The following is a 22,151-nucleotide window of genomic DNA, read 5'->3' as shown; positions in this document are numbered from 1 at the left end:
GGAATCATTCAAAAATCTGGGCCTTTTGCCGCAGTTGATGTTAAAGCAAAGGGTAAGGATTGACGCGCGGACGTCCAGTCATCAAGAACATCCGCGCGATACTGGAGCATATGATGGATTTCGAAGCGTTTTTCAAAAACGAGCTGGACGGGCTTCATACCGAGGGCCGTTACCGCGTTTTTGCCGATCTCGAACGTCACCGCGGCAATTTTCCCCGCGCGACGCGTTACACCGCGGATGGCGAGAAGGAAGTCACGGTCTGGTGCTCCAACGACTATCTCGGCATGGGCCAGCATCCGAAGGTGATCGAGGCGATGAAGAACGCCATCGACCACTGTGGCGCGGGTGCGGGAGGCACCCGGAATATTTCTGGCACCAACCACCATCATGTCATGCTCGAGCGTGAGCTTGCCGACCTGCACGGCAAGGAAGCAGCGCTGATCTTTACGTCTGGCTATGTTTCCAACTGGGCAGCGCTTGGCACGCTCGGCGCCAAGATCCCCGGCCTCATCATCTTCTCCGATGCGATGAACCATGCCTCGATGATCGAGGGCATCCGCTATGCAAAGTGCGAAAAGGTGATCTGGAAGCACAATGACGTGGCCGATCTCGAAGCCAAGCTCAAGGCCGCCGATCCGAAGGCGCCGAAGCTGATCGCCTTCGAGAGCGTCTATTCGATGGACGGCGATATCGCCCCGATCAAGGAGATCTGCGACCTCGCCGACAAATATGGGGCGATGACCTATCTCGACGAAGTGCATGGCGTCGGCATGTACGGCCCGCGCGGCGGCGGCATCGCCGAGCGCGAAGGGCTGATGGACCGGTTGACCGTGATCGAAGGCACGCTCGGCAAGGCATTCGGGGTGATGGGCGGCTATATCGCCGCTTCGACGGCACTTTGCGACTTCATCCGCTCGTTTGCCTCCGGCTTCATCTTCACCACGGCGCTGCCGCCGGCACTTGCCGCCGCCGCCGCCGCCTCGATCCAGCACCTGAAGGTCAGCCAGTTCGAGCGCGCCCGCCATCAGGATCGTGTCCGCAAGCTGAGAGCACTGCTCGACCAGCGTGGCATTCCGCATATGCCCAATCCGAGCCATATCGTGCCGGTGCTGGTCGGCGATGCGGCCAAGTGCAAGTGGATCTCCGATCTGCTGCTCGACAATTGTGGCGTCTACGTCCAGCCGATCAACTATCCGACAGTGCCGAAGAAGACCGAGCGCCTGCGCATCACGCCGACGCCGCTGCATTCCGACGCCGATATTGCCCATCTGGTCGAGGCGCTGCATTCGCTCTGGTCGCGGTGCGCGCTCGCAAGGCACGTCGCCTGATTTTTCGATGATCGCTCGGTTCGAACCGTAGTTCAGGGCCTCCACTGGAGGTTCTGACAGCGATCGGTCTTGCTCCCGCAAGACGCTGCAACAAACCTCCCTTGCCCGTTTAAGGTCATCCGCTCTGCGCTTGGTCTTAAACCGATGACACATCGCAATCGGCCCGACCGATGTGCGTGGATCTTTTCCTATGCTTGCGTCCTCCCGCAAGCTGCGTTGCCGATCCCAGCTTTAGAGTCGCATGAGAAAACCTTTTCTCACTTGACATGGAGATTGGTAAAAGCTTTTCTCAGGTCACTTCAGAAGGAGGATGTTCTGAACATATCGGGAGGAAAAAGAGGCAGGATCACCATCCACGAGGTGGCGGCGGCTGCCGCGGTGAGCATCTCGACGGCGTCGAAAGCTCTCAATGATACCGGCCGGATGGGGTCGGAAACGCGCGAACGGGTGAAACGGATCGCCGCCGAAATCGGATATCGGCCGAATGCGCTGGCGAGAGGTCTTCTCAGCAAGCGCAGCTTCACCATCGGGCTGCTGACGAACGACACTTACGGCCGTTTCACGCTGCCTGTCATGGCGGGTATCTCGGACGCACTCGTCGATCACGGCGTTTCGGTCTTCCTGTGCGCCATCGAAGACGATCCGGCGCTCGCCCAGATCCATGTCGATGCGATGCTGGACAAGCAGGTCGACGGCATCATCGCGACGGGAAAACGCCTGGACCGGCGCCTGCCTGTCGATCTGTCGAATTTGCATGTGCCTGTGGTCTATGCGTTCACCGAGGGGGCGCAAAACAGCGTCACCTTCCGGTCGGACGACGAGCAGGGTGCGAAGCTGGCCGTCGAATGGCTGATGAAGATCGGACGGCGGCGGATTGCGCATATCACCGGGCCGCAGGATTTCTTCTCGGTGCGGGAACGTGCCGGCGCCTATCACGAGGTGGCCGGTCACCGCGAGCCGGTGCTCTACGGCGTCTGGTCGGAAAGCTGGGGGCATGATGCGGTCGAACAGCTTTGGAAGAGACCGGGAGAAAAACCGGATGCGCTCTTCTGCGGCAATGACCAGATCGCCCGCGGCGCTGTGGATGCGTTGCGCGAGCGCGGCGTCAAGGTGCCGCAGGACGTCTCGGTCATCGGCTTCGACAATTGGGAGATTGTCGCGGCCCAGACGCGGCCGCCGCTGACAACGGTGGACATGGAACTGAAGGAGCTCGGGCGGCAAGCCGGATTGACCGTGCTTGCACTTGCGGAAGGCCGGCCTGTCGAGCCGGGAGTGAGGAAATTGCCGTGCCGGCTGATCGTCCGGCAGTCATGCGGGGGAAAGCCCCCAAGGGAATGAGAACAAGAGAATGAGCAAAGGCGCGAGGAGATGCGCCATATCGGGAGGAGTGTCATGATCAAGCGTCTATTGGCTGCGACCAGCATCGCTACCTTATGTCTGGTGTCGGCCGCGTCGGCTGCCGAAAATGTCGAAATGTGGGTTCGCTCGGGGATCGGCGACGCCTTCAAGAGGGTCGTCGAAGCCTATAATTCCGGTCACGAGAACAAGGTCGTGATGACCGAGGTGCCGTTCTCCGAGCTGGTACAGAAATATGCGACGGCAATCGCCGGCGGACAGGCGCCGGATGCCCTGTCGATGGATCTCATTTATAATCCCGCCTTTGCCGCGGCCGGCCAGCTGGAAGACCTGACGGACTGGGCAAAATCCCTGCCCTATTTCAATTCGCTTTCGCCATCGCATGTTCGCCTCGGCACCTATCAGGACCGGATTTACGGCCTGCCGCTTTCGGTCGAAACCTCCGTCTTCGCCTGGAACAAGGATCTCTACAAGAAGGCCGGTCTCGACCCGGAAAAAGCGCCGGCGAATTGGGACGAAATTACCGCCAATGCCGAGAAGATCCGGGCGCTGGGTGACGATACCTACGGTTTCTATTTCTCCGGTGGCGGCTGCGGCGGCTGCATGATCTTCACATTCACGCCGCTTGTCTGGGGTGCCGGCGCTGATATTCTGTCGGCCGACAGCAAGACGGCGACGCTCGATACGCCGCAGATGCGCAAGGCCGTCGATATCTACCGCAACATGGTCAAGAAGGACCTCGTACCGGCGGGTGCCGCCAGCGACAACGGCGCCAACTTCCTGACCTTCACCAACGGCAAGATCGGCCAGCAAAGCCTCGGCGCCTTTGCCATCGGCACGCTGGTGACCGAGCATCCCGATATCAACTTCGGCGTGACCCTCATTCCTGGCGTCGACGGGAAGCCTTCGTCCTTTGCCGGCGGCGACAACTTCGTCATCACCAAAGGCACGAAGAAGATCGACGCGGTGAAGGAGTTCCTCGAATATATCTATTCGATGGACGGCCAGAAGATCATGGCGAAGTATGGCAGCCTGCCGACGCGCGGCGATATCGCCGACAAGGTGCTTGAGGGCCTCGACCCGCGCATGCAGGTTGGCCTGAAGGCGATCGGCGTCGCCAAGACCCCCTATACGCTGCAGTTCAACGACCTGATCAACAGCGCCAACGGGCCTTGGGCCAGCTTCACCAACGCCTCGATCTTCGGCGACGATGTCGACGGGGCGTTTTCGAGCGCCCAGTCGGAGATGCAATCGATCATCGATAGCGGCCAATAACTCTCTCCCGGCCGCGGCCGGGGAGCGGTGGCAGCTTCCCGGCCAATTTCACTCGACAGATGCGGAGCGTTTTGATGACCGGTTCCGGTTCAGAGATTCTATTGCCACGGCGCAAGCGACGGCGCCGATCGAACTGGCGCGGCCTCGTCTACATTGCGCCGGCCATGGCGCTGGTCATCGTCTTCTTCATCATGCCGGTTCTCTTCACCGGATGGATGAGCCTGCATAACTGGCCGCTGATGGGGGCGTCCCGCTGGATCGGTTTCAACAATTATGTCCGCATGGCCAACGACACCCGTTTCATGACGGCGCTGAATTTCACGGCCTATTATACCGTGATCGTCACCATCGCGATCTTTGCCATCGCCTTTCCGCTGGCAATCTTCGTCGAAAAGCAACGGCAGTTCGTCGGCGCCTACCGGACGATCATCTTCCTGCCCGTCGTGGTCGGCCTTGCCACCGCCTCCCTGCTCTGGGTCTGGCTCGCCAATGTCGATAGCGGCTTCATCGGCCCGGCCTTGAAGGCACTCGGCCTCGTCGAAAAGAGCCCCAATCTGCTTGCGACCTTCGACACCGCCTTTCTCACGGTCGTGGTGATGGTCGTCTGGAAAATCGCCGGCTTCACCATGATCATTCTTTTGACCGGGCTTCAGGCCATTCCGTCCGAGCTGACGGAGGCCGCCCGCATCGACGGCGCCGGCCGCTGGCAGCGTTTCCGGCATCTGACGCTGCCGCTGATGCGCAAGACGATCGCGTTGGCGCTGATCGTCTCCGTCACCGGTTCGATCCTCGCCTTCGACCAGTTCTACATCATGACGTCAGGCGGTCCGCAGAACAAGATGATCTCGGTGGTCTACTACATTTTCAATCAGTCCTTCGTGTCGTTCAATCTCGGTTATGGCGCAGCGCTGTCGATCGTGCTTCTCGCCATCCTGGTGGCGATCAGCATCGTGCAGCTCTGGCTGCTTCGCGTCGGGGAGGAGCGTCCATGACCACGTCAAGGGAACGCCGCGCGCGCAAGGCCATTCGGACGAAGTCGGCCTATCATCTGACCGGCATCGCTATCTCGATCTTCTTTCTCGCCCCCTTCGTGATCACGCTGTTGTCGTCCTTCCGGCATGGCACGGAGGCCAGCCTGCCGCCCTTGCCGCCATGGCCGACCTCAGGCGTCAGCATCGATTCCTACGCGCTGCTCGACACGTTCGGCGCCGGTATCTGGCGGCACATGATCAATTCGCTGTTCGTTTCGGTCGCCACCGTGGTGCTCACCGTCGCTGTCAGCCTGCTCGCCGGTTATGGCTTCTCGCGCTATCGGTTCCCGCTGAAGAATGCACTCTTCGTGCTGATTATCGCGACGCTGATGATCCCGTTCCAGTCGATCCTGACACCGCTCTTCATCATCCTTGCAAAGCTCGGCCTCAACAATTCGCTGCTTGGGCTGACGCTCGTCTATGTGACGCTGCAACTGCCCTTCTCGGTGTTCATGATGCGCAACGCCTTCGACGCCGTGCCGAAGGAGATCGAAGAGGCTGCGCGCATCGACGGCGCGCGCGACCTCCGGCTTCTGGTCCGGGTTCTTCTGCCGCTGGTGCTTCCCGGTGTCGCGACGGTCGCGATCTTTGCCTTCCTCAATGCCTGGAACGAGTTTCTCGCCGCGCTGGTGCTGCTTTCCAGCAATGAGAAATACACCCTGCCGGTGCTGATGACGGCGGTTCGCGCCGGACGGCTCGGCGCCATCAACTGGGGAGCGGTCCAGGCCGGTGTCGTCGTCATGACGATCCCTTGCCTGATCGTCTTCCTGCTCCTGCAACGCTACTACATGCGCGGGCTGATGGCCGGCGCGGTGAAATGATCTTAGAGAAAGTGGAGCCTATGACCAAACCAAGCAATGACCGCCAGTTTCGTCCCGTCGCCGTTCCCGATGTGGAGCTTGGCGGCTTCTGGGGCAAATGGCAGGACGCCGTCTGCAATTCCACTGCCGAGACCCTGCTCGACCGCTGCGTCGAGGCCGGCATGCTCAAGGCGATCGATGTCAGCCAGCCGAGCCCGGGGGTCGTCATTCCCATTCAGCCATGGGGCGGGACGACGCAGATGTTCTGGGATTCCGACCTCGGCAAGTCGATCGAAACGATCGCCTATTCGCTCTATCGCCGGCCGAACCCGAAGCTCGAAGCGCGTGCCGACGAGATCATCGACATGTATGAGAAGCTGCAGGATGAGGACGGCTATCTGAACGCCTGGTTCCAGCGTGTGGAGCCGAGCCGCCGCTGGACCAATCTGCGCGACCATCACGAACTCTATTGCGCCGGCCACCTGATGGAAGCCGCGGTCGCCTATTATCAGGCGACCGGCAAACGCAAGCTGCTCGACATCATGTGCCGTTATGCCGATTACATGATCAAGATTTTCGGCCATCGCGAAGGCCAGATATCAGGCTATTGCGGCCACGAGGAAGTCGAGCTGGCGCTGGTCAAGCTCGCTCGCGTGACCGGCGAGAAGAAGTATCTCGACCTGTCGAAATACTTCATCGACGAACGCGGCACCGAACCGCATTTCTTCACCGCCGAGGCAAGCCGCGACGGGCGCGATGTCTCCGAGTACCACCAGAAGACCTATGAATATGCGCAGGCGCACCAGCCGGTGCGCGCGCAGACAAAGGTCGTCGGCCACGCCGTGCGCGCCATGTACCTCTATTCGGGCATGGCCGACATCGCCACCGAATACAAGGACGACAGCCTGACGGCAGCGCTGGAAACGCTCTGGGACGATCTGACGACCAAGCAGATGTACATCACCGGCGGCATCGGGCCGGCGGCCTCCAACGAGGGCTTTACCGATTACTTCGATCTGCCGAACGATACCGCTTATGCGGAGACCTGCGCCTCGGTCGGGCTGGTGTTCTGGGCGAGCCGCATGCTCGGGCGAGGTCCGGATCGGCGTTATGCCGATATCATGGAGCAGGCGCTTTACAACGGCGCGCTGCCGGGGCTTTCGACCGACGGCAAGACATTCTTCTATGACAATCCGCTTGAAAGTGCCGGCAAGCACCACCGGTGGAAATGGCACCATTGCCCCTGCTGCCCGCCCAACATCGCCCGGCTGGTGACCTCGATCGGCTCCTACATGTACGCCGTTTCGGATAATGAGATCGCCGTGCACCTCTATGGTGAGAGCACCGCGCGGCTGAAGCTTGCCAATGGCGCCGAGGTCGAACTCGAGCAGACCACCAATTATCCGTGGGAAGGTGCGGTCGCCTTTACCACCAGGCTGGAGAAGCCGGCGAAGTTTGCACTGTCGCTGCGCGTTCCGGACTGGGCGGATGGCGCAACCCTCAGCGTCAACGGAGAGATGCTCGATCTCAATGCCAATATGCGGGACGGATATGCCAGGATCGATCGTGAGTGGGCCGCGGGCGATCGTGTCGCCCTCTACCTGCCGCTGGCGCTTCGGCCGCAATATGCCAACCCGAAGGTGCGCCAGGATGCCGGGCGCGTCGCATTGATGCGCGGCCCGCTGGTCTATTGCGTCGAAACCACAGACAACGGCGAAGACCTCAACGCCATCGTCCTGCCCCGTGAGCTCTCCACAGCCGAAACCGTCGTGCTGAAGGATCTCAATGATGCCGTCGCCCTCGATCTCAAGGTCGAGCGCGAGGAAACATCGAACTGGGGAACAGCGCTCTACCGCAAGGCGCCGGCCGAAAGGCAGGTCGCCACCGCGCGTTTCGTGCCCTATCATCTCTGGGACAACCGCGCGCCCGGAGAGATGCTCGTCTGGGTCCAGTCGGACAGATAGGTCTTTTGGGGATGACGAACGGTATGGGTAACAAGAGCGTCGTGCTCCAGGACGTGCGAAAAAGCTATGGCAATCTGCAGGTGGTCCACGGGATCGACCTGACGATCGCGGAGGGCGAATTCGTCGTCTTCGTCGGCCCTTCCGGCTGCGGAAAATCGACGCTTCTTCGCATGATCGCCGGCCTGGAAGACGTGACCGACGGGGAGGTCGAGATCAAGGGACGCATCGTCACCGATCTCGATCCATCCGAGCGCGGCATTGCCATGGTCTTCCAGTCCTACGCGCTCTATCCGCATATGAGCGTGCGCGACAACCTGGCCTTCGGCTTGAAGATGGCGCGCACCAGTGCCGCCGAGATTGAGACGCGCGTCAAGGCCGCTTCCGCAATTCTGAAGATCGACCATCTTCTCGATCGGCGGCCGGGACAGCTTTCCGGCGGCCAGCGGCAGCGTGTGGCGATTGGCCGGGCGATCGTGCGCAAGCCGGACGTCTTCCTGTTCGACGAGCCGCTGTCCAATCTCGATGCGGAACTGCGCGTTTCGATGCGCATCGAGATCGCCCGCCTCCACCGCGAACTCGGCAATACGATGATCTATGTCACGCACGACCAGACGGAGGCGATGACGCTCGCCGACAAGATCGTCGTGCTGCGCGACGGCCGCGTCGAACAGGCGGGAACGCCGCGGGAAATCTACGAGAATCCCTCCAATACCTTCGTGGCGGGCTTCATAGGCTCGCCGAGGATGAACCTGCTGAATGCCCGCTGGGGTGAGGGAGGCCTGGTCGAAGTCGCCGGCCGGCAGATCGAAAGCGGCCTGCCGCCGGCGAACAGACCGGTCGGTGGCGCGGTGACGCTCGGTCTGCGGCCGGAGCATCTGAAGGTCGCCTCCGACCCATCGGGCAGCCTGACGGCCAGGGTCGATTTTTCGGAATATCTCGGGGGAACGCAATATCTCTATTGCCAGCTTGCCGATGGCCAGTCGCTGACCGTCGAACATCGGTCACCGATCAGTATCGCGGCGGGCGAGCAGGTGAGCCTGCTGTTTGAACCGTCGGATTGCCGGTTGTTCGACGAGGGTGGCAACCGATTGCGCTAGCCAACAGCGGTCGTCAGGATCACAGGCGGGCGACCACTCCGCGATCGGGCGGTCTGAACTTCACTCGGCGATCGCTAGTGTCATGAGCTCTGCCGCCCTTTGCCGGGCCTGCCTGTCGGCGGCGAAGACATCGTCCATGCCGGAAGCCGGCGGCAGGCCGGCGAGGTCGTCCATGACCCTTTCGGTGATCTCGGCCATGGCAAGGAAAGACAACCGCCCTTCTATGAAGGCTTCGAGCGCCACTTCCTTGGCGCCGTTCAGCACTGCGCCCTGAACGCCGCCGCGGGTCATCGCCAGGCGCGCGAGCCGCAGCGCCGGAAACCGCACGTCATCCGGGGCCTCGAAATCCAGCCTGGCGAGCTTGGCGAAATCCAGCCGCTCCACCGGCAGGTTCGGCCGGCGCGGAAAGGACAGGGCATAACCGATGGCGGTGCGCATATCGGGCGCGCCGAGCTGCGCCAGCACCGACCCATCCGTATAGCCGACCATTGAATGGATGATCGACTGCGGATGGAAGATGACCTCGATCTGTTCGGGTCTGAGGCCGAAAAGGTGCCGGGCTTCGATCATCTCCAGCGCCTTGTTGAACATCGAGGCGCTGTCGATCGAGATCTTCAAGCCCATCGACCAGTTCGGGTGGGCGCGTGCGGTTTCCACCGTCACATTAGCCATGTCACGCAGCGAGGCGGCGCGGAAGGGGCCGCCCGACGCCGTCAGGATGACACGCTCGACGGCGTGGCGCTGGTTCTCTTCCAGAACCTGGAAGATGGCGTTGTGCTCGCTGTCGACCGGAAGCAGCTTGCCGCCGCCCGCGCGGATCGCTGCGATGAACAGATCGCCGGCCGATACCAGGCATTCCTTGTTGGCAAGGGCGATATCGGCGCCGCGGCGTGCGGCGGCAAGCGTCGGGGCCAGGCCCGCAGTGCCGACGATTGCCGCCATCACCCAGTCGGCTTCGCGGTCAGCGGCGTCCATCAGGCCGGACTTTCCCGAAGCGACGGCGATGCCGGTGCCGGAAAGTGCGCTCTTCAGTGATTCGTAATGGCGGTCGCTTGCCGTCACCGCCAGCCGCGCGCCGGATGATTTCGCCTGCCGGGCCAGCAATTCGACATTGCCGTTGCCTGTCAGCACGGAGATTTCGAAGTTCTCCCGTCCGCCCAGATGATCGACGACATTGAGTGTATTTTGGCCGATCGAACCCGTCGAACCGAAGATGCTGAGGCGCCGCGGCGCGCTTTTGCCGGTCATCATGTGGAATTTCGCGAAAATTTCTCTCGAGGCTCAGGCTCTACTAGGCTTTGGAGGGGGCGGCAAGTGTGCGGTGCAGCAGATTTCAACCCTTAAGGGGTTTACAGAACGGCGGTTGGATGTGATCCTTCTAACATTGCCTGAGGAATCGCGGTTCCGTTGCGGCCGGTTTCGGTCGCATGGCAAGTTGGGGCGCTGCGCGGCGTCCATCGAAGAACAGGCACTCGGTGCCGCCGGCCTTTCGGCCAAACATTAAGTCGAGGATGAAAACCGGGATGGACGGCTTGGCCGTAATCCCTCATCGCGTTCGCTTCGAGCGCTTTCATGTGCGCTGCTGCATCGACTCCGCGCAGCAGCCCTGTGGCAGGTCAAAACGTTTTACCTTCATGACGACATTCAAATTAGCATGCATTCTTTTCGCCATCTTGCCCTCGCTCACAGCCGCAGCGAAGGCGGACGACCTGGTGATCTGGTCGCCGGCCAAGCTTTCGGAACAGTCCTACAAGGCAACGATCGGGTTTCGCCTGCCGGCGGAATGGGAGACGAGCGCTGGCGCCGACATCGCGCTTGCCTCGACCAAGGGCGGGGCGCTGCTGCCCGATTCCGAACAGGCAATGCTTTGGGGCAGGATCATCAGGGCGAGCGTCACCCCGGCAAGCCGGTCACAGCAGGGTGCCAGCGTCAGCGTCGACACGCTGCGCGGCAGCGGCGCGCTGACCCTCAGCCGCTCGCGCAGCTGGATCCTCTCCGATTCGCTCGACATGCAATCGAGCCGGTCCATCAGCGTGCAATATGACGCGGTCGAGGCCCGGCAGGCTTCGGTGACGGCATCGCAGGCGCTGAAGCTGATCCATCCCTGGACGGGAACCTCGCTTTCAGCAGGGACGGGCATCAGCAATGCCAGCGGTGACTTCTCGAGCACGGTGGGGGTCAGCCAGGCCATTCTGCCGAATCTCAATCTCGATGCCTCGGTGAGCAATCCATTTTCAGGGGGTGAGGCGGGCAGCGTCAATCTCCGCTATCGCGTCAACTGGTAGCCGGTGCTGAACCAAACTCTGCCGACAGCGTTTCCTACGAGGTTTCACGGAGGAACGGATCATGGTTTTCAAGGAGCAGACATTTCACGGGCTCGAGCCCGAGATGGAAATAGAGATCGCCAATCGTGCAGCGGTCGAAGCGGCCGTCGCCAATGCGCTGGCGATTGCCGGCGGCATCGATGCGTCGGATGTCGAGGTGACGATGGAGTACGACCAGATCGTATTGAGCGGCACCGTGGGCACGGTGGGCGAAATCGAACGGGCAACCGCGGTTGCCCAAGCCGTCGAGGGCGTGCATGTGGTGCAGAACCGGATCCTGCTTGGCGGAGCCTCGCTCGACGGCACGCATTAGCCGGATGACGGGTTACCCCCGGGCCAGACCTGCGGGACGAGGAATAGTTCCACGTCGTCGCCTATAAGCTGGCGCTCAGCTGATCAACCGGCGAAGCGTTCGACGAGGAAGGACGAGCCGGCCAGACGATCTGTCTTCTGCGCGGCGACCGACCCTTGCGGCTGATAGGCGATGGCAAGCAGCACGGCGCTGACGGCGACATAGGCGATAGCCAAAAGAATCATCTTGATACGCATGATGAATACTCCTGTTTCACAATAAACGCGGCTGATATTGCGAAGTTCCTCATTGGCGGGGTCAGATAGGAAAAGCCCGGCCGATAGGCTCAGCCGGGCTTCCCTGCATGGATTGCCTTATCGGCAGATTCGGGTTTCCTTGACGACCGTATGGCCGTGACGGCGGATTTTTTCCGTCTTGGTGAAGCAGTCCTGGGAGACGTGGCGCGGCCGCATGTGATGGCGGTAATAGGGCCGTTCCGCGTGACGGTAAGTGGGACGCGCATCATCCGTGGTGATGGTCACACTTGCCGCCTGGGACGGCATTGCGGAAAAAATGGACGCAGCAGCAAGCGTGCAGGCAAGGATAATCTGTTTCATGACAAGCCTCTCTTTCTGAGTTGGTCACGGCATCAACTCGCCGGAAGTGCCGTCGGTTCAATCACATAGAGTTACCGATTGTGACGGAGGCAGAAACCTTTGACGCGCCGGATCGTTAGCGCAGGGGATAGCCGGAGGCATCAATCATGGGACCGATTGCAAGGATCATCACCGTCGTCGCCGGGCTTGCCGGCGGCACGGTGTTTTCGCAGGCGCCGGAATTTGCCCAGCAATACCGCCAGCGGATCGGCGGGGCGATCGACGAATTGCGGGTCATCGTCGAGGATTTCAATGCCCAGGCGGCCGCGCACCATCTCGATCGCCAGCAGGCGCTGAACGCCTATGCGTTATCGTCCGACGATTTCCTGCGCGACCGCGGCGTCTCGATGCAGAGCACGATCTCGCGCTATGAAACGCTGCTCTCGCAGCAGCTCCACCTCGGCACCGCCGCCCCAGTCGCCAAACCTTTCGTTCTGCTGGGGAATGCCGATGACGTCGTTTTCGCCAATACCTGGCGCGACTTCGTGCCCGGCGTCCCCGTCAGCTTTGCGGGTCTTGTCTGGGGCGCGATTGGCTTTGTCGGAGGTTGGGTCGTGGCGGCGTTACTGGGATTGGGGGCGCGGCGGTGGACAAGAACCACGCGGCCGTCACCCCGGCCTTGGAAGAATGGAAGCGGCTGAAGACACTCGGGGTCGGTATATCATGACTAATTGCGCTAGCCGGTCTCACAGTCGGCGGGATGGTCGCCTATGCGAACGATGGTGCTGTGGCGACCCTTAGGCATTGGCTGAAAATCAACTGATCGCCAGCGCTTTGCGTGCAAGGCTTTGACAGAAGCGCTTTTGGCCGGATCGGAGATTATTTCGGCTTAACCGGTTTTCACAACGGCTCGTGACAACATTCAAAACTCATCTTAAGGATTTGTTAAACTATAAAAGCGCGGGAGGCTCGCATGGACGGGGGCGGAGTCGAGAAGCCGTTTTACCCAAACTTCAACATGATCAGGCTCGTCGCAGCCTCGATGGTCATCTTCTCGCATGCGTTCCTCATCTCGGAAAAGACCGAGGCGAACGAGCCCTTTGTGCGTTTGCTCGGCGAGGGCAAGCTTCTCGGCATATTCGGCGTCTATGTGTTTTTCATCACGAGCGGGTTCCTCGTCACGCAGAGCGCGCAGTTCGGCAGCGTGGGTGGTTTTCTCTGGCGGCGGGCGCTGAGGATATATCCGGCGCTCGTCGTCTGCACGCTGCTCAGCGTCTATGTCTTAGGCCCCTTCTTCAGCCCGTTGGGAATCAGCGGTTACTTGCTCAAGTCGCTTCATGTGAAGACGACAGTGCATTCGTTGCTCGATCCGAGCTTTGGCATGACCCTGCCGCATGTGCAGTTTTATGATCCAGCAATCTCGTCGCTTGCCATCTCCATCAACGGCTCTCTCTGGACGATCGGGCAGGAAATCTTGTGCTACCTGATCGTCGCGGGATTAATGGCAATCGCGTGTCTGCGAGCGCCGTTCATGGCACTTGCGCTCGCCGTGGGCGTGACCTGGGAGCTCTTCTTCGATCATCCGTGGCCAGACAGACGGCTCCTGACTGATTTCACTTTCATCGCTCCCTACTTCTTCTGCGGTTCGTTTCTCTGGTTCGTGATGGACAGGCGGCAGCCAAATATTGTCCTGGCGTTGATCTTCGTGGCGCTCGGCGTGCTCTGCCTCGTCTTCTGGCCCGCCTATCTCCACGGACCTATGTTGTTTGCCTATCCGCTTGCCTACATCGCGACTTCACCGACCATACGCCTGCCGACCCTCGATCGGTTGGGCGACGTCTCCTACGGGACCTATCTCTATGGCTGGCCAGTGGAGCAGGTGATGAACCATGCCCTCGGCCAGTACAGCACGTGGTGGATGGTCTTCGCCCTTTCTTTGCCGACAAGCTTGTTGCTCGGCTGGCTTTCATGGCATCTGCTGGAAAAGCGTGCGCTGCGATTGAAGCGAATTTCATCCTTCCAGCGGCAGCCTTTCAGTCCGTTAAGCTGACTTCGACCCACACACCCGAGCGAGTGCAGTCTGGCGCGCTTGATCAGAAGGTTCTGCCCGTCACATTTGGCCGTGTCGCCATCGACGACGGTCAACGATGCGCAGATGATGCAGCAATCATCGCAATATCTATTCGTTCGTCGTGGCCGACGGCTCTGCCAAAGACGGGCACCGTGTGCATAACCTATACAGCTCCTGATGACTGGCAACATGTTGCATCTCATGTTGCACGGATTCGCCGCGACCTCGTTGAAATGCTTGGAAATCAGGGGAAGCGCTTGCAACACGAATGCAACAAGCGAAATGGATTATCTAGTCGTAAGTTATTGAAATTAATGGTGATCCCGGCGCGATTCGAACGCGCGACCCCCAGATTAGGAATCTGGTGCTCTATCCTGCTGAGCTACGGGACCACTTGAGTGCCATGCATACAAAAGGCTTGGCGCGAAGCCAAGCCTTAATTGTTGCTAAAGGCCAAGGCGTTGTTCGGCGAGGCGGACCCAATAGGAGATGCCGTGGGCGATGGCTTCGTCGTTGAAGTCGTAGGCCGGGTTGTGGAGGCCGGCGCTGTCGCCGTTGCCGATGAAGATGAAGGCGCCGGGACGGGCGTTCAGCATATAGGAGAAATCCTCGCCGCCCATCATCGGATCGATCTCGGCGTTGACGTTGCCTTCGCCGGCGATGGCGCTGGCGGTGGCGACCGCATGCTCGGTCTCATCGGGATGGTTGACGGTGACGGGATAGTTGCGGTGGAAGCTGATGTCGGCCTCGGCGCCGTGGGCCGCGACCAGTCCCTCGATGATCTGCCGGAACCGCGTCTCGGCAAGTGTGCGCACCTCCGGGTCGAGGGTGCGGACCGTACCGGCGAAGGTCGCATCGTTCGGAATGACGTTATGGGCGAAGCCGGCATTGAACTTGGTCACCGAGACGACGACCGAGCGCAGCGGATCGGCGGTGCGCGAGGCGATCATCTGCAAATTGGCGATGATCTGGGCGCCGATGGCGATCGGGTCGATCGTCTTATGCGGCTGGGCGGCGTGGCCACCGCGGCCCTTGACGGTGACGGTGAATTCGTCGGTCGCCGCCATGATCGCGCCCTTGCGGGTGGCGAACTGGCCGACAGGCAGGCCCGGCAGATTGTGCATGCCGTAGACCTCTTCGATAGCGAAGCGCTCCATCATGCCGTCCTTGACCATCAGATTGCCGCCGCCGCCGCCTTCTTCGGCGGGTTGGAAGATAACGGCAACATTGCCGTTGAAGTTGCGGGTCTCGGCCAGGTATTTCGCGGCGCCGAGCAGCATGGCGGTGTGGCCGTCATGGCCGCAGGCATGCATCTTGCCCGGCGTCTTCGAGGCCCAGGGCTTGCCGGTGATCTCAGTCAGCGGCAGGGCGTCCATGTCGGCGCGCAGGCCGACCGTGCGGGAGCCTTCGCCCTTGCCCTTGATCAGGCCGACGACACCGGTGCGGCCGATGCCGGTGACGATCTCGTCGACGCCGAATTCCTTGAGTTTTTCGGCGACGAAGGCGGCCGTGTTTTCCACCGCGAAGAGGAGTTCGGGCCGGGCGTGGATGTGGCGGCGCCATTCGGCGACCTCGTCCTGCAACTCCGCGGCTCTGTTCAAAATCGGCATATCGGCGTTCCTGTTATGAAGTCTCGACAATCTTTCATCGCTTCACGAGGGTGTGAGGCTGTGGAAATTACTTAGTCAATGACCTTTGCCATGTCATAGCCATATAGGCTAAATAGGGGAGGATTTCGAGATTTTCCTGATATCTGAAGGACGAACCGTGTCGACGCGCCACTTCCGTTTGTTTGCTGCCTTGCGGCCGCTTTCTTTCGTATCAGCGGCGACTGCCGTTTTTCTGGGCTCTTTTTCGCTTGCCCAGGCCAATCCGCATATTCTGGTCGATGTGCAGACCGGCCGCGTGCTCGAGCATGAAGAAGCCTTCCGCAAATGGTATCCGGCCTCGCTGACCAAGCTGATGACCGTCTATACCGTGTTCGATGCGATCCGCGCCGGGCAGATCAGCCTCGATACACCCATCGTCATGAGCAAGCGCGCCGCCGCGCAGCCTGCCGCCAAGATGTATTTCAAGCCGGGCCAGAAGCTGACGCTCGATAGCGCGCTGAAGATCCTGATGGTGAAATCGGCCAACGACATCGCGGTCGCGGTTGCCGAAGCCATCGGCGGCACGCAGGAGGGCTTCGTGACGCGGATGAACGGCGAGGCGCTGAAGCTCGGCATGACGGATTCGCATTTCGTCAATCCGAACGGCCTGCCCGGCAAGGGCCAGTATACGACGGCGCGCGACCTTGCGGTGCTGACGGTGGCGCTGCGCCGCGATTTTCCGCAATATGCCGGCTATTTTTCGCTGGAAGGTTTCACCAACGGCCAGCAGAACGTGCCGAGCCTCAATATGCTGATCGGCCGTTTCGCGGGCGCCGACGGCATGAAGACCGGTTTCATCTGCGCCTCGGGCTTCAACCAGATCGGCTCGGCGACGCGCAACGGCCGCACGCTGGTCTCCGTTGTGCTCGGCACCGACAGCCTTGCGGCGCGTGCCGATGCGACGGCGAATCTTTTGCAGAAGGGCTTCACCACCCAGCCTGCCAGCAACGACACGCTGGGTTCGCTGAGACCTTACGGGGTGGGACAGGACCAGGTAACCGACATCAGCGCCGATATCTGCAGCGCCAAGGGCGCCAAGGTGCGCAGCGAAACGCGCGACGAGGTCGGCCGCATGAAGGTGCAGTCACCCTATATCCAGCCGATGGACCACGATCCGCAATTCGTCTTTGCCGGGCTCATTCCGGGCCAGGATCCGCAGCCGGCCGCGCAGCCGGAAAAAATGGCGCGCGGTGATACGGCAGGAGCGATCGCCAACGTGCCGGTGCCGATGCCGCGCCCGACATCCTTCTAAGCTTTAAGGTAAGATGATATGAGCGCGCTCAACGACAGGATTCCGGTCACCATCCTGACCGGCTTTCTCGGCGCCGGCAAATCGACGCTCCTCAACCGCATCCTCAAAGATCCTGTCATGAAGGATGCGGCCGTCATCATCAACGAATTCGGCGATGTCGGCATCGATCATCTTCTGGTCGAAAGTTCCGGCGATTCGATCATCGAACTGTCCGATGGATGCCTCTGCTGCACCGTGCGCGGCGAGCTTGTCGATACGCTGGCCAACCTGATGGACGCGGTGCAGACGGGCCGCGTCAAGCCGGTCAAGCGCGTCGTCATCGAGACGACGGGCCTTGCCGATCCTTCGCCGGTCATGCAGGCGATCATGGGCAACCCCGTCATCGCCACGAATTTCGAGCTGGATGGCGTCGTCACTGTCGTCGACGCAGTGAATGGGCTGCAGACGCTCGACAATCATGAGGAAGCGCGCAAGCAGGCGGCGGTCGCCGACCGGCTGATCGTTTCGAAAAAATCGATGGCCGAGGTGACGGGTGGGCTGGAAAAGCGCCTGCGGGCGCTCAATCCGCGTGCCGTGATGATGGATGCCGACAGCGCCGAGGCCGGCAGTGCCGCAGTGCTGGTCAACGGGCTCTACGATCCGGCGACGAAGATTGCCGATGTCGGCCGCTGGCTGCAGGACGAGGATGCACACGAGGCGCATCACAATCACGACCATGATCGTGATGGACATCACGATCATCATCATGATGGCGATCACCATGGTCCCCACCATCATGATCATGCTGCGGATCAGGACCCGCACGACGTCAATCGTCACGATGCCTCGATCCGCTCTTTCTCGATCATCGAGGAGAAGCCGATCGATCCGATGGCGCTCGAGATGTTTATCGATCTTCTGCGTTCGGCTCATGGCGAGAAGCTGCTGCGGATGAAGGCGATCGTGTCCGTTTCCGACCGTCCGGATCGGCCGCTGGTGCTGCATGGGGTGCAGAGCATCTTCCATCCGCCGGTGCGGCTCCCCGCCTGGCCGGGGGAAGACCGGCGCACGCGCATGGTGCTGATCACCCGGGATCTGCCGGAAGCCTTCGTGAAGGATCTCTTCGACGCCTTCCTCGGCAAGCCGCGCATCGATATGCCCGATCGTGTAGCGCTGTCGGACAATCCGCTCGCTATCCCCGGCCTTAGAATTTAGCGCTTGCGAATCAGGAAGCGGTGGCCGTTTTCGGTCTTTTCCGTCTCGATCAGCTCGTGACCGTCCTCATTGCAGAAATGCGGCATATCGATCACGGCCAGCGGATCGGTGGTGTCGACGCGAATGAGCGTGCCGCTCGCCATCGCGGCGAGCTTCTTGCGTGTCTTGATCACGGGAAATGGGCATTTCAGGCCGCGAAGATCGTAGAGAACGGGGTTCAAGCCGTTCAGTTCCTCGCCCAGAATTTCCAGAACGGCTTCTTTGCCGTGGCTTCCGCCGTTTCCTGCGGTTCGGGCGCCGCAAAGGCCAGTGGGTTCTGCATCGGCACCGGCACGACCGCAGGGGTCGCGGCAGCGACGGCCACTGCCTGCGGCTGGGCAGGTGCTAGAGGTGTCGCGCCCGGCGCGCTCTTGGCAGCGAGGCCCTGCGCGGTGCGCTTGGCCATCATGTCTTCGAGTTCGGCGACCTTGACCATGCGGCCGGCTTCCAGCGAGGTGCCGGTCGGAGCGTAAGCAAGTTCGCGGCCCTTGCGCGTCTTGGCGACCACGGCCTTGCGCTCGGCTTCCGTGGGATCGTACCAGGCCATGCCGTCAAATTTGCTCATCGCCTTGGCATAATCGGCATCGTAGGTCTTGCCGTAGGAGGCAAGGGCGGCCGTCAGCGCCGGCGGCGTCGACATAGCCGGGCACTTGCCGGCGGCATTGAAGGCGCTGCCGTCGGTTGCCTGCTGGTTGAAGACGTACTTCTTCTCGCAGACGTTCACCTCAGGCGGGCGCTTCGTCACTTCGAAATTGTCGTAACCGACCTTCAGCATCTTCCAGAAGTCGTAATTGCCGTCGAGACGATGCTTGACCATGTTTTCCGCCGTCATGCGGAAGGGGAAGGCCTGCAGCTGCACGGTCGCCTGGCCGCCCTTGAAGGCGTCGCGGGCAAAAGCGTAGATCTCCAGCACCTGCTGGTCGGTCATCGAATAGCAGCCGGAGGAGGAGCAGGCGCCGTGGATCATCAGATCGGAACCGCTGCGGCCGTTCGCCGCGTCGTAGCGGTTCGGGAAGCCGGTATTGATCGCCAGATAATATTTGGAATTAGGATTCAGGTTGGCGCGCGTCAGGTCGTAGAAACCTTCCGGGGCCTGCCGGTCGCCGGTCTTTACCTTCGGGCCGAGACGGCCGGACCAGGCGCAGATCTTGTAATCGGCGATCTTGTCGAAACGGTTGTCGGTTTTCGCCTTCCAGATCTCCATGGCACCTTCTTCCTTGAAGATGCGGATCATGATCGGCGAATTACGGTCCATGCCCTTGGCGGACATCTGAGCGAGGATATGGCTGGGAAGCGGCTGCTCGACCTTGTTCTTGACCTTGGAAAGATCGACCTGCGCGGTTTCCAACGCGTCATTGCAGCCGGACAGAGCCAGCGCCATGAGGGAAATATAGGCAAAATGACGTATGCGCATCCAAACTAGCCCATAAAGATAGTGCGACCCGGTCCGCCTATGGAGTCCGGGCATCAGAAGGAATCATAGGCGGCTTATACTTTATAAATCCTTACCAGCCTATGACTGTGCCTGGAACATCCCCGCAAGCGCGAATGCTACAGATAACATCAATGTGGCCAAGATTTGGCCCCAATCGGCGAAGAGCCGAATGTCTGCTAGAGATTGCGGCCTATGGCGAGAAATTTCTGGCGGCGGTCGTTGCGCAGCTGTTCGCCGGAGCGGGGTGCCATCTCAGCCAGCGCGCTGGCGATTACGTCGCCGGTTGCGGCTATCACGCTGTCGGGATCGCGATGCGCGCCGCCGAGCGGCTCGGAAATGATGCCGTCGATAACACCGAGCGATTTCAGGTCCTCGGCGGTGATCTTCATGTTGGTCGCCGCTTCCCGGGCGCGGGTGGAATCGCGCCAGAGGATGGAAGCTGCCCCTTCGGGCGAGATGACACTGTAGATCGAATGCTCGAGCATATAGACCTTGTTGCCGGTGGCGATGGCGATCGCGCCGCCCGAGCCGCCTTCGCCGATGACGACGGAAACGAGGGGAACCTTGACGCCGAGACACATTTCCGTCGAGCGGGCGATCGCCTCGGCCTGGCCGCGCTCTTCGGCGCCGACGCCGGGATAGGCGCCTGCCGTATCCACCAGCGAAATCACCGGCAGGCCGAAACGATCGGCCATTTCAAGGATGCGGATCGCCTTTCGGTAGCCTTCCGGGCGGGGGCTGCCGAAATTGTGCTTGATGCGGCTCTTGGTGTCGTTGCCCTTTTCCTGGCCGATGACGGCGACGGGTTGGCCGCGGAAGCGGGCAAGGCCCGCCTGGATCGCGGCATCCTCGGAAAATTTGCGGTCGCCGGCGAGCGGTGTGAATTCCTGGAACAGGGTCTTGGCGTAATCGATGAAATGCGGTCGCTGTGGATGGCGGGCGACCTGAGTCTTCTGCCAGGGATTGAGCTTGGAATAGATTTCGACGATCGCCTCGCGGACGCGAACCTCCAGCCGGCCGATCTCATCGGTGGTGTCGATGCTCTCGTCTTCCGTTGCGAGCTTCTTCAGCTCGATGATCTTGCCTTCGAGGTCGGAGATCGGCTTTTCGAAGTCGAGATAATTGTGCATGAGGTGCGTTTCCGTTCCTTGTGCCCGGGGCGTTTTCCTGGCTCCGCCCCATGTCGCCGGTCCTATTCGTGCTTTTTCGCCTGTTTGGCAAGGGGGTGATGCGTCTGGACAAGCTGCTGCAGCCTCTCTTCGAGGACATGTGTGTAGATCTGCGTGGTCGAAATGTCCGAATGGCCGAGGAGTTCCTGTACGACGCGCAGATCGGCGCCGTTCGCCAGCAGGTGGCTGGCAAAGGCGTGGCGCATGACATGCGGCGAGATCAGCGACGGCGTCAGGCCGGCGCGGATCGCCAGGTTCTTGAGGTCGCGGGCAAAAACCTGGCGCGGCAGGTATCCCTCCTTCGAGGCGGAGGGAAACAGCCACGGGCTTTCCTGCCGTTCCTTCACGGCTGCATTTTCGGCCGCCAGCAGGCGCCCGTAGGATTTCAGGGCTGATATTGCCGAATGCGACAGCGGCACCAGCCGCTCCTTGTTGCCCTTGCCACGGATCATCAGGAAACGGCCTTCCTGATCGAGCACGCGGGCGGGAAGCGAGACGAGTTCGCTGACCCGCATTCCGGTGGCATAGAGCAGCTCCAGCAGCGCCAGCATGCGCAGGCGCTGCAGCTGGCCCGGAGCCGTATCCTCCGCCTCGGCCTCGGCCTGCGAAAGCAGCCTGCCGACCTCTTCGACGCCCATCGTCTTCGGCAGCGGACGGCCCTTCTTCGGCGCGTCGAGAATGCCTGTGGGGTCGTCGGTCCTCAGGCCCTCGGCATAGAGGAACTTGTAGAACTGCCGCATGGCGGCAAGCCGGCGCGCCTGGGACGAGGGTTTGAAGCCCTCTCGGGCGAGCGAGGAGAGATAGGCGGCGAGATCGGCGGAGGCGGCTTCTGTGAGCCGTATGCTGCGCTCGGTCAGGAAGGAGCGGACGTCGTCGAGATCGCGCTCATAGGATTGCAGCGTGTTGGCGGCAGCGCCGCGCTCGGCGCTCATCATCTCCAGGAAGGATTCCACATGGACGCGGCCGAGATCCACCATGCCGGTCACTTCCTGGTCGTGTCGATCGCGCCCGTGGCGGGCGGATTGACCCGCTCGGACGGAATGCGGATCGTCACGTCGCGCTGCTGCGGCTCCACGAAGGTCACAAGCGCCAGCATCGCTCCGTAGACCGTCCCGGCGAGGATCGCGCAGACGAACAGGAAACGGAACAGGGTCGGCATCCAGCAACTCCTTCATGCTCTGCTTCTGTTATAAGAAGCCTATCTGCAAGTGCAAGAAGCGGTATTCAAGCCATGATTCCCTTGTCCGCGACTTGACGCTCCATCTGCATTTGTCGATAC

General features: G+C 61.1%; 22 protein-coding genes, 1 tRNA gene and 1 pseudogene. 14 read left to right on the top strand and 10 right to left on the bottom strand.

Features of this window, described 5'->3' with window-relative positions; translation table 11 throughout:
• The first annotated feature begins 113 nt into the window (after nt 1–113).
• From hemA to AC245Y_RS20225, 7 genes are all read left to right on the top strand, one after another.
• Nucleotides 114–1,328: a 5-aminolevulinate synthase gene (gene hemA / locus AC245Y_RS20255; RefSeq protein ID WP_017995340.1), complete on the top strand. Its 1,215-nt coding sequence runs from the start codon at nt 114–116 to the stop codon at nt 1,326–1,328.
• Between the two features lie 360 nt (nt 1,329–1,688).
• Nucleotides 1,689–2,666, top strand: coding sequence for a LacI family DNA-binding transcriptional regulator (locus tag AC245Y_RS20250; RefSeq protein ID WP_012759221.1), 978 nt, complete (start codon nt 1,689–1,691; stop codon nt 2,664–2,666).
• Between the two features lie 54 nt (nt 2,667–2,720).
• Entirely contained in the window at nt 2,721–3,959 is a 1,239-nt protein-coding gene (locus tag AC245Y_RS20245) for an ABC transporter substrate-binding protein (RefSeq protein ID WP_017995338.1), read from the top strand.
• A gap of 74 nt (nt 3,960–4,033) precedes the next feature.
• Nucleotides 4,034–4,951, top strand: coding sequence for a carbohydrate ABC transporter permease (locus tag AC245Y_RS20240; RefSeq protein ID WP_020487042.1), 918 nt, complete (start codon nt 4,034–4,036; stop codon nt 4,949–4,951).
• Nucleotides 4,948–5,811, top strand: a complete 864-nt coding sequence (locus AC245Y_RS20235; RefSeq protein WP_012759218.1) for a carbohydrate ABC transporter permease — start codon at nt 4,948–4,950, stop codon at nt 5,809–5,811. The genes AC245Y_RS20240 and AC245Y_RS20235 overlap by 4 nt, the downstream gene beginning before the upstream one ends.
• A gap of 20 nt (nt 5,812–5,831) precedes the next feature.
• Entirely contained in the window at nt 5,832–7,754 is a 1,923-nt protein-coding gene (locus tag AC245Y_RS20230) for a glycoside hydrolase family 127 protein (RefSeq protein WP_017995336.1), read from the top strand.
• A 23-nt stretch (nt 7,755–7,777) separates the two neighbouring features.
• Nucleotides 7,778–8,851, top strand: a complete 1,074-nt coding sequence (locus AC245Y_RS20225; protein WP_020487041.1) for an ABC transporter ATP-binding protein — start codon at nt 7,778–7,780, stop codon at nt 8,849–8,851.
• A 60-nt stretch (nt 8,852–8,911) separates the two neighbouring features.
• On the opposite strand, the gene dxr is transcribed toward AC245Y_RS20225, so the two are convergent.
• The gene (gene dxr / locus AC245Y_RS20220; protein ID WP_012759215.1) at nt 8,912–10,102 is read right to left on the bottom strand and encodes a 1-deoxy-D-xylulose-5-phosphate reductoisomerase; all 1,191 of its coding nucleotides are present in this window, start codon (nt 10,100–10,102) and stop codon (nt 8,912–8,914) included.
• Between the two features lie 383 nt (nt 10,103–10,485).
• Between dxr and AC245Y_RS20215 the strand changes: the two genes are divergently transcribed.
• Both AC245Y_RS20215 and AC245Y_RS20210 read left to right on the top strand, forming a co-directional pair.
• Entirely contained in the window at nt 10,486–11,136 is a 651-nt protein-coding gene (locus AC245Y_RS20215) for a hypothetical protein (protein WP_080518578.1), read from the top strand.
• Between the two features lie 61 nt (nt 11,137–11,197).
• Entirely contained in the window at nt 11,198–11,488 is a 291-nt protein-coding gene (locus tag AC245Y_RS20210) for a BON domain-containing protein (RefSeq protein ID WP_012759213.1), read from the top strand.
• An 83-nt stretch (nt 11,489–11,571) separates the two neighbouring features.
• On the opposite strand, the gene AC245Y_RS20205 is transcribed toward AC245Y_RS20210, so the two are convergent.
• Together AC245Y_RS20205 and AC245Y_RS20200 are read right to left on the bottom strand one after the other, a co-directional pair.
• Complete coding sequence (locus AC245Y_RS20205; RefSeq protein ID WP_012759212.1) at nt 11,572–11,724, bottom strand: hypothetical protein; 153 nt, start codon at nt 11,722–11,724, stop codon at nt 11,572–11,574.
• 117 nt (nt 11,725–11,841) lie between these two features.
• Entirely contained in the window at nt 11,842–12,084 is a 243-nt protein-coding gene (locus AC245Y_RS20200) for a hypothetical protein (RefSeq protein ID WP_012759211.1), read from the bottom strand.
• Nucleotides 12,085–12,230: 146 nt separating this feature from the next.
• Here AC245Y_RS20200 and AC245Y_RS20195 point away from each other — a divergent pair, with 146 nt between their 5' ends.
• The 3 genes and pseudogenes from AC245Y_RS20195 to AC245Y_RS20185 all read left to right on the top strand — a co-directional run bounded on the left by AC245Y_RS20195 (nt 12,231) and on the right by AC245Y_RS20185 (nt 14,113).
• Nucleotides 12,231–12,764: a DUF2937 family protein gene (locus tag AC245Y_RS20195; RefSeq protein ID WP_017995333.1), complete on the top strand. Its 534-nt coding sequence runs from the start codon at nt 12,231–12,233 to the stop codon at nt 12,762–12,764.
• Nucleotides 12,710–12,886, top strand: a pseudogene (locus AC245Y_RS20190) (DUF1515 domain-containing protein); the annotation flags it as partial. The gene AC245Y_RS20195 and the pseudogene AC245Y_RS20190, both read left to right, overlap by 55 nt.
• Before the next feature lie 150 nt (nt 12,887–13,036).
• Entirely contained in the window at nt 13,037–14,113 is a 1,077-nt protein-coding gene (locus tag AC245Y_RS20185; RefSeq protein WP_012759209.1) for an acyltransferase family protein, read from the top strand.
• Nucleotides 14,114–14,449: 336 nt separating this feature from the next.
• Here the strand turns inward: AC245Y_RS20185 and AC245Y_RS20180 are convergent.
• Nucleotides 14,450–14,526, bottom strand: a tRNA-Arg gene (locus AC245Y_RS20180).
• Nucleotides 14,527–14,580: 54 nt separating this feature from the next.
• Nucleotides 14,581–15,744 (bottom strand): M20 aminoacylase family protein, encoded by a 1,164-nt coding sequence (locus AC245Y_RS20175; RefSeq protein WP_012759208.1) that lies wholly within the window; start codon nt 15,742–15,744, stop codon nt 14,581–14,583.
• 157 nt (nt 15,745–15,901) lie between these two features.
• Here AC245Y_RS20175 and AC245Y_RS20170 point away from each other — a divergent pair, with 157 nt between their 5' ends.
• Nucleotides 15,902–17,035 (top strand): D-alanyl-D-alanine carboxypeptidase family protein, encoded by a 1,134-nt coding sequence (locus AC245Y_RS20170; RefSeq protein WP_012759207.1) that lies wholly within the window; start codon nt 15,902–15,904, stop codon nt 17,033–17,035.
• An 18-nt stretch (nt 17,036–17,053) separates the two neighbouring features.
• Nucleotides 17,054–18,229: a CobW family GTP-binding protein gene (locus AC245Y_RS20165; protein WP_012759206.1), complete on the top strand. Its 1,176-nt coding sequence runs from the start codon at nt 17,054–17,056 to the stop codon at nt 18,227–18,229.
• Here the strand turns inward: AC245Y_RS20165 and AC245Y_RS20160 are convergent.
• From AC245Y_RS20160 to AC245Y_RS20140, 5 genes are all read right to left on the bottom strand, one after another.
• Complete coding sequence (locus AC245Y_RS20160) at nt 18,226–18,450, bottom strand: sulfurtransferase TusA family protein (RefSeq protein WP_012759205.1); 225 nt, start codon at nt 18,448–18,450, stop codon at nt 18,226–18,228. The two genes, AC245Y_RS20165 and AC245Y_RS20160, sit on opposite strands and share 4 nt — an antisense overlap.
• 5 nt (nt 18,451–18,455) lie before the next feature.
• Nucleotides 18,456–19,682 carry a L,D-transpeptidase family protein gene (locus AC245Y_RS20155; protein WP_012759204.1) on the bottom strand — a complete coding sequence of 409 codons (1,227 nt, stop codon included), beginning with the start codon at nt 19,680–19,682 and terminating at the stop codon, nt 18,456–18,458.
• A 197-nt stretch (nt 19,683–19,879) separates the two neighbouring features.
• Nucleotides 19,880–20,833: an acetyl-CoA carboxylase carboxyltransferase subunit alpha gene (locus AC245Y_RS20150; RefSeq protein ID WP_012759203.1), complete on the bottom strand. Its 954-nt coding sequence runs from the start codon at nt 20,831–20,833 to the stop codon at nt 19,880–19,882.
• A 62-nt stretch (nt 20,834–20,895) separates the two neighbouring features.
• Nucleotides 20,896–21,849, bottom strand: a complete 954-nt coding sequence (gene xerD, locus AC245Y_RS20145) for a site-specific tyrosine recombinase XerD (protein WP_017995332.1) — start codon at nt 21,847–21,849, stop codon at nt 20,896–20,898.
• Nucleotides 21,850–21,854: 5 nt separating this feature from the next.
• A complete protein-coding gene (locus AC245Y_RS20140) occupies nt 21,855–22,031 on the bottom strand; it encodes a hypothetical protein (RefSeq protein WP_012759201.1) in 177 nt (58 codons plus the stop codon).
• Between the last annotated feature and the right edge of the window lie 120 nt (nt 22,032–22,151).

Source organism: Rhizobium sp. SRDI943 (assembly GCF_057653695.1).
This window is presented reverse-complemented; position numbering and strand designations above follow the sequence as displayed.

Bases quoted from the DNA above. Each gene is read 5' to 3' on its own strand.
- hemA (WP_017995340.1), top strand. From the start codon at position 114: ATGGATTTCGAAGCGTTTTTCAAAAACGAGCTGGACGGGCTTCATACC.
- AC245Y_RS20245 (WP_017995338.1), top strand. From the start codon at position 2,721: ATGATCAAGCGTCTATTGGCTGCGACCAGCATCGCTACCTTATGTCTG.
- AC245Y_RS20240 (WP_020487042.1), top strand. From the start codon at position 4,034: ATGACCGGTTCCGGTTCAGAGATTCTATTGCCACGGCGCAAGCGACGG.
- AC245Y_RS20235 (WP_012759218.1), top strand. From the start codon at position 4,948: ATGACCACGTCAAGGGAACGCCGCGCGCGCAAGGCCATTCGGACGAAG.
- AC245Y_RS20230 (WP_017995336.1), top strand. From the start codon at position 5,832: ATGACCAAACCAAGCAATGACCGCCAGTTTCGTCCCGTCGCCGTTCCC.
- AC245Y_RS20225 (WP_020487041.1), top strand. From the start codon at position 7,778: ATGGGTAACAAGAGCGTCGTGCTCCAGGACGTGCGAAAAAGCTATGGC.
- dxr (WP_012759215.1), bottom strand. From the start codon at position 10,102: ATGATGACCGGCAAAAGCGCGCCGCGGCGCCTCAGCATCTTCGGTTCG.
- AC245Y_RS20215 (WP_080518578.1), top strand. From the start codon at position 10,486: ATGACGACATTCAAATTAGCATGCATTCTTTTCGCCATCTTGCCCTCG.
- AC245Y_RS20210 (WP_012759213.1), top strand. From the start codon at position 11,198: ATGGTTTTCAAGGAGCAGACATTTCACGGGCTCGAGCCCGAGATGGAA.
- AC245Y_RS20205 (WP_012759212.1), bottom strand. From the start codon at position 11,724: ATGCGTATCAAGATGATTCTTTTGGCTATCGCCTATGTCGCCGTCAGC.
- AC245Y_RS20200 (WP_012759211.1), bottom strand. From the start codon at position 12,084: ATGAAACAGATTATCCTTGCCTGCACGCTTGCTGCTGCGTCCATTTTT.
- AC245Y_RS20195 (WP_017995333.1), top strand. From the start codon at position 12,231: ATGGGACCGATTGCAAGGATCATCACCGTCGTCGCCGGGCTTGCCGGC.
- AC245Y_RS20185 (WP_012759209.1), top strand. From the start codon at position 13,037: ATGGACGGGGGCGGAGTCGAGAAGCCGTTTTACCCAAACTTCAACATG.
- AC245Y_RS20175 (WP_012759208.1), bottom strand. From the start codon at position 15,744: ATGCCGATTTTGAACAGAGCCGCGGAGTTGCAGGACGAGGTCGCCGAA.
- AC245Y_RS20165 (WP_012759206.1), top strand. From the start codon at position 17,054: ATGAGCGCGCTCAACGACAGGATTCCGGTCACCATCCTGACCGGCTTT.
- AC245Y_RS20155 (WP_012759204.1), bottom strand. From the start codon at position 19,682: ATGCGCATACGTCATTTTGCCTATATTTCCCTCATGGCGCTGGCTCTG.
- AC245Y_RS20150 (WP_012759203.1), bottom strand. From the start codon at position 20,833: ATGCACAATTATCTCGACTTCGAAAAGCCGATCTCCGACCTCGAAGGC.
- xerD (WP_017995332.1), bottom strand. From the start codon at position 21,849: ATGGTGGATCTCGGCCGCGTCCATGTGGAATCCTTCCTGGAGATGATG.
- AC245Y_RS20140 (WP_012759201.1), bottom strand. From the start codon at position 22,031: ATGCCGACCCTGTTCCGTTTCCTGTTCGTCTGCGCGATCCTCGCCGGG.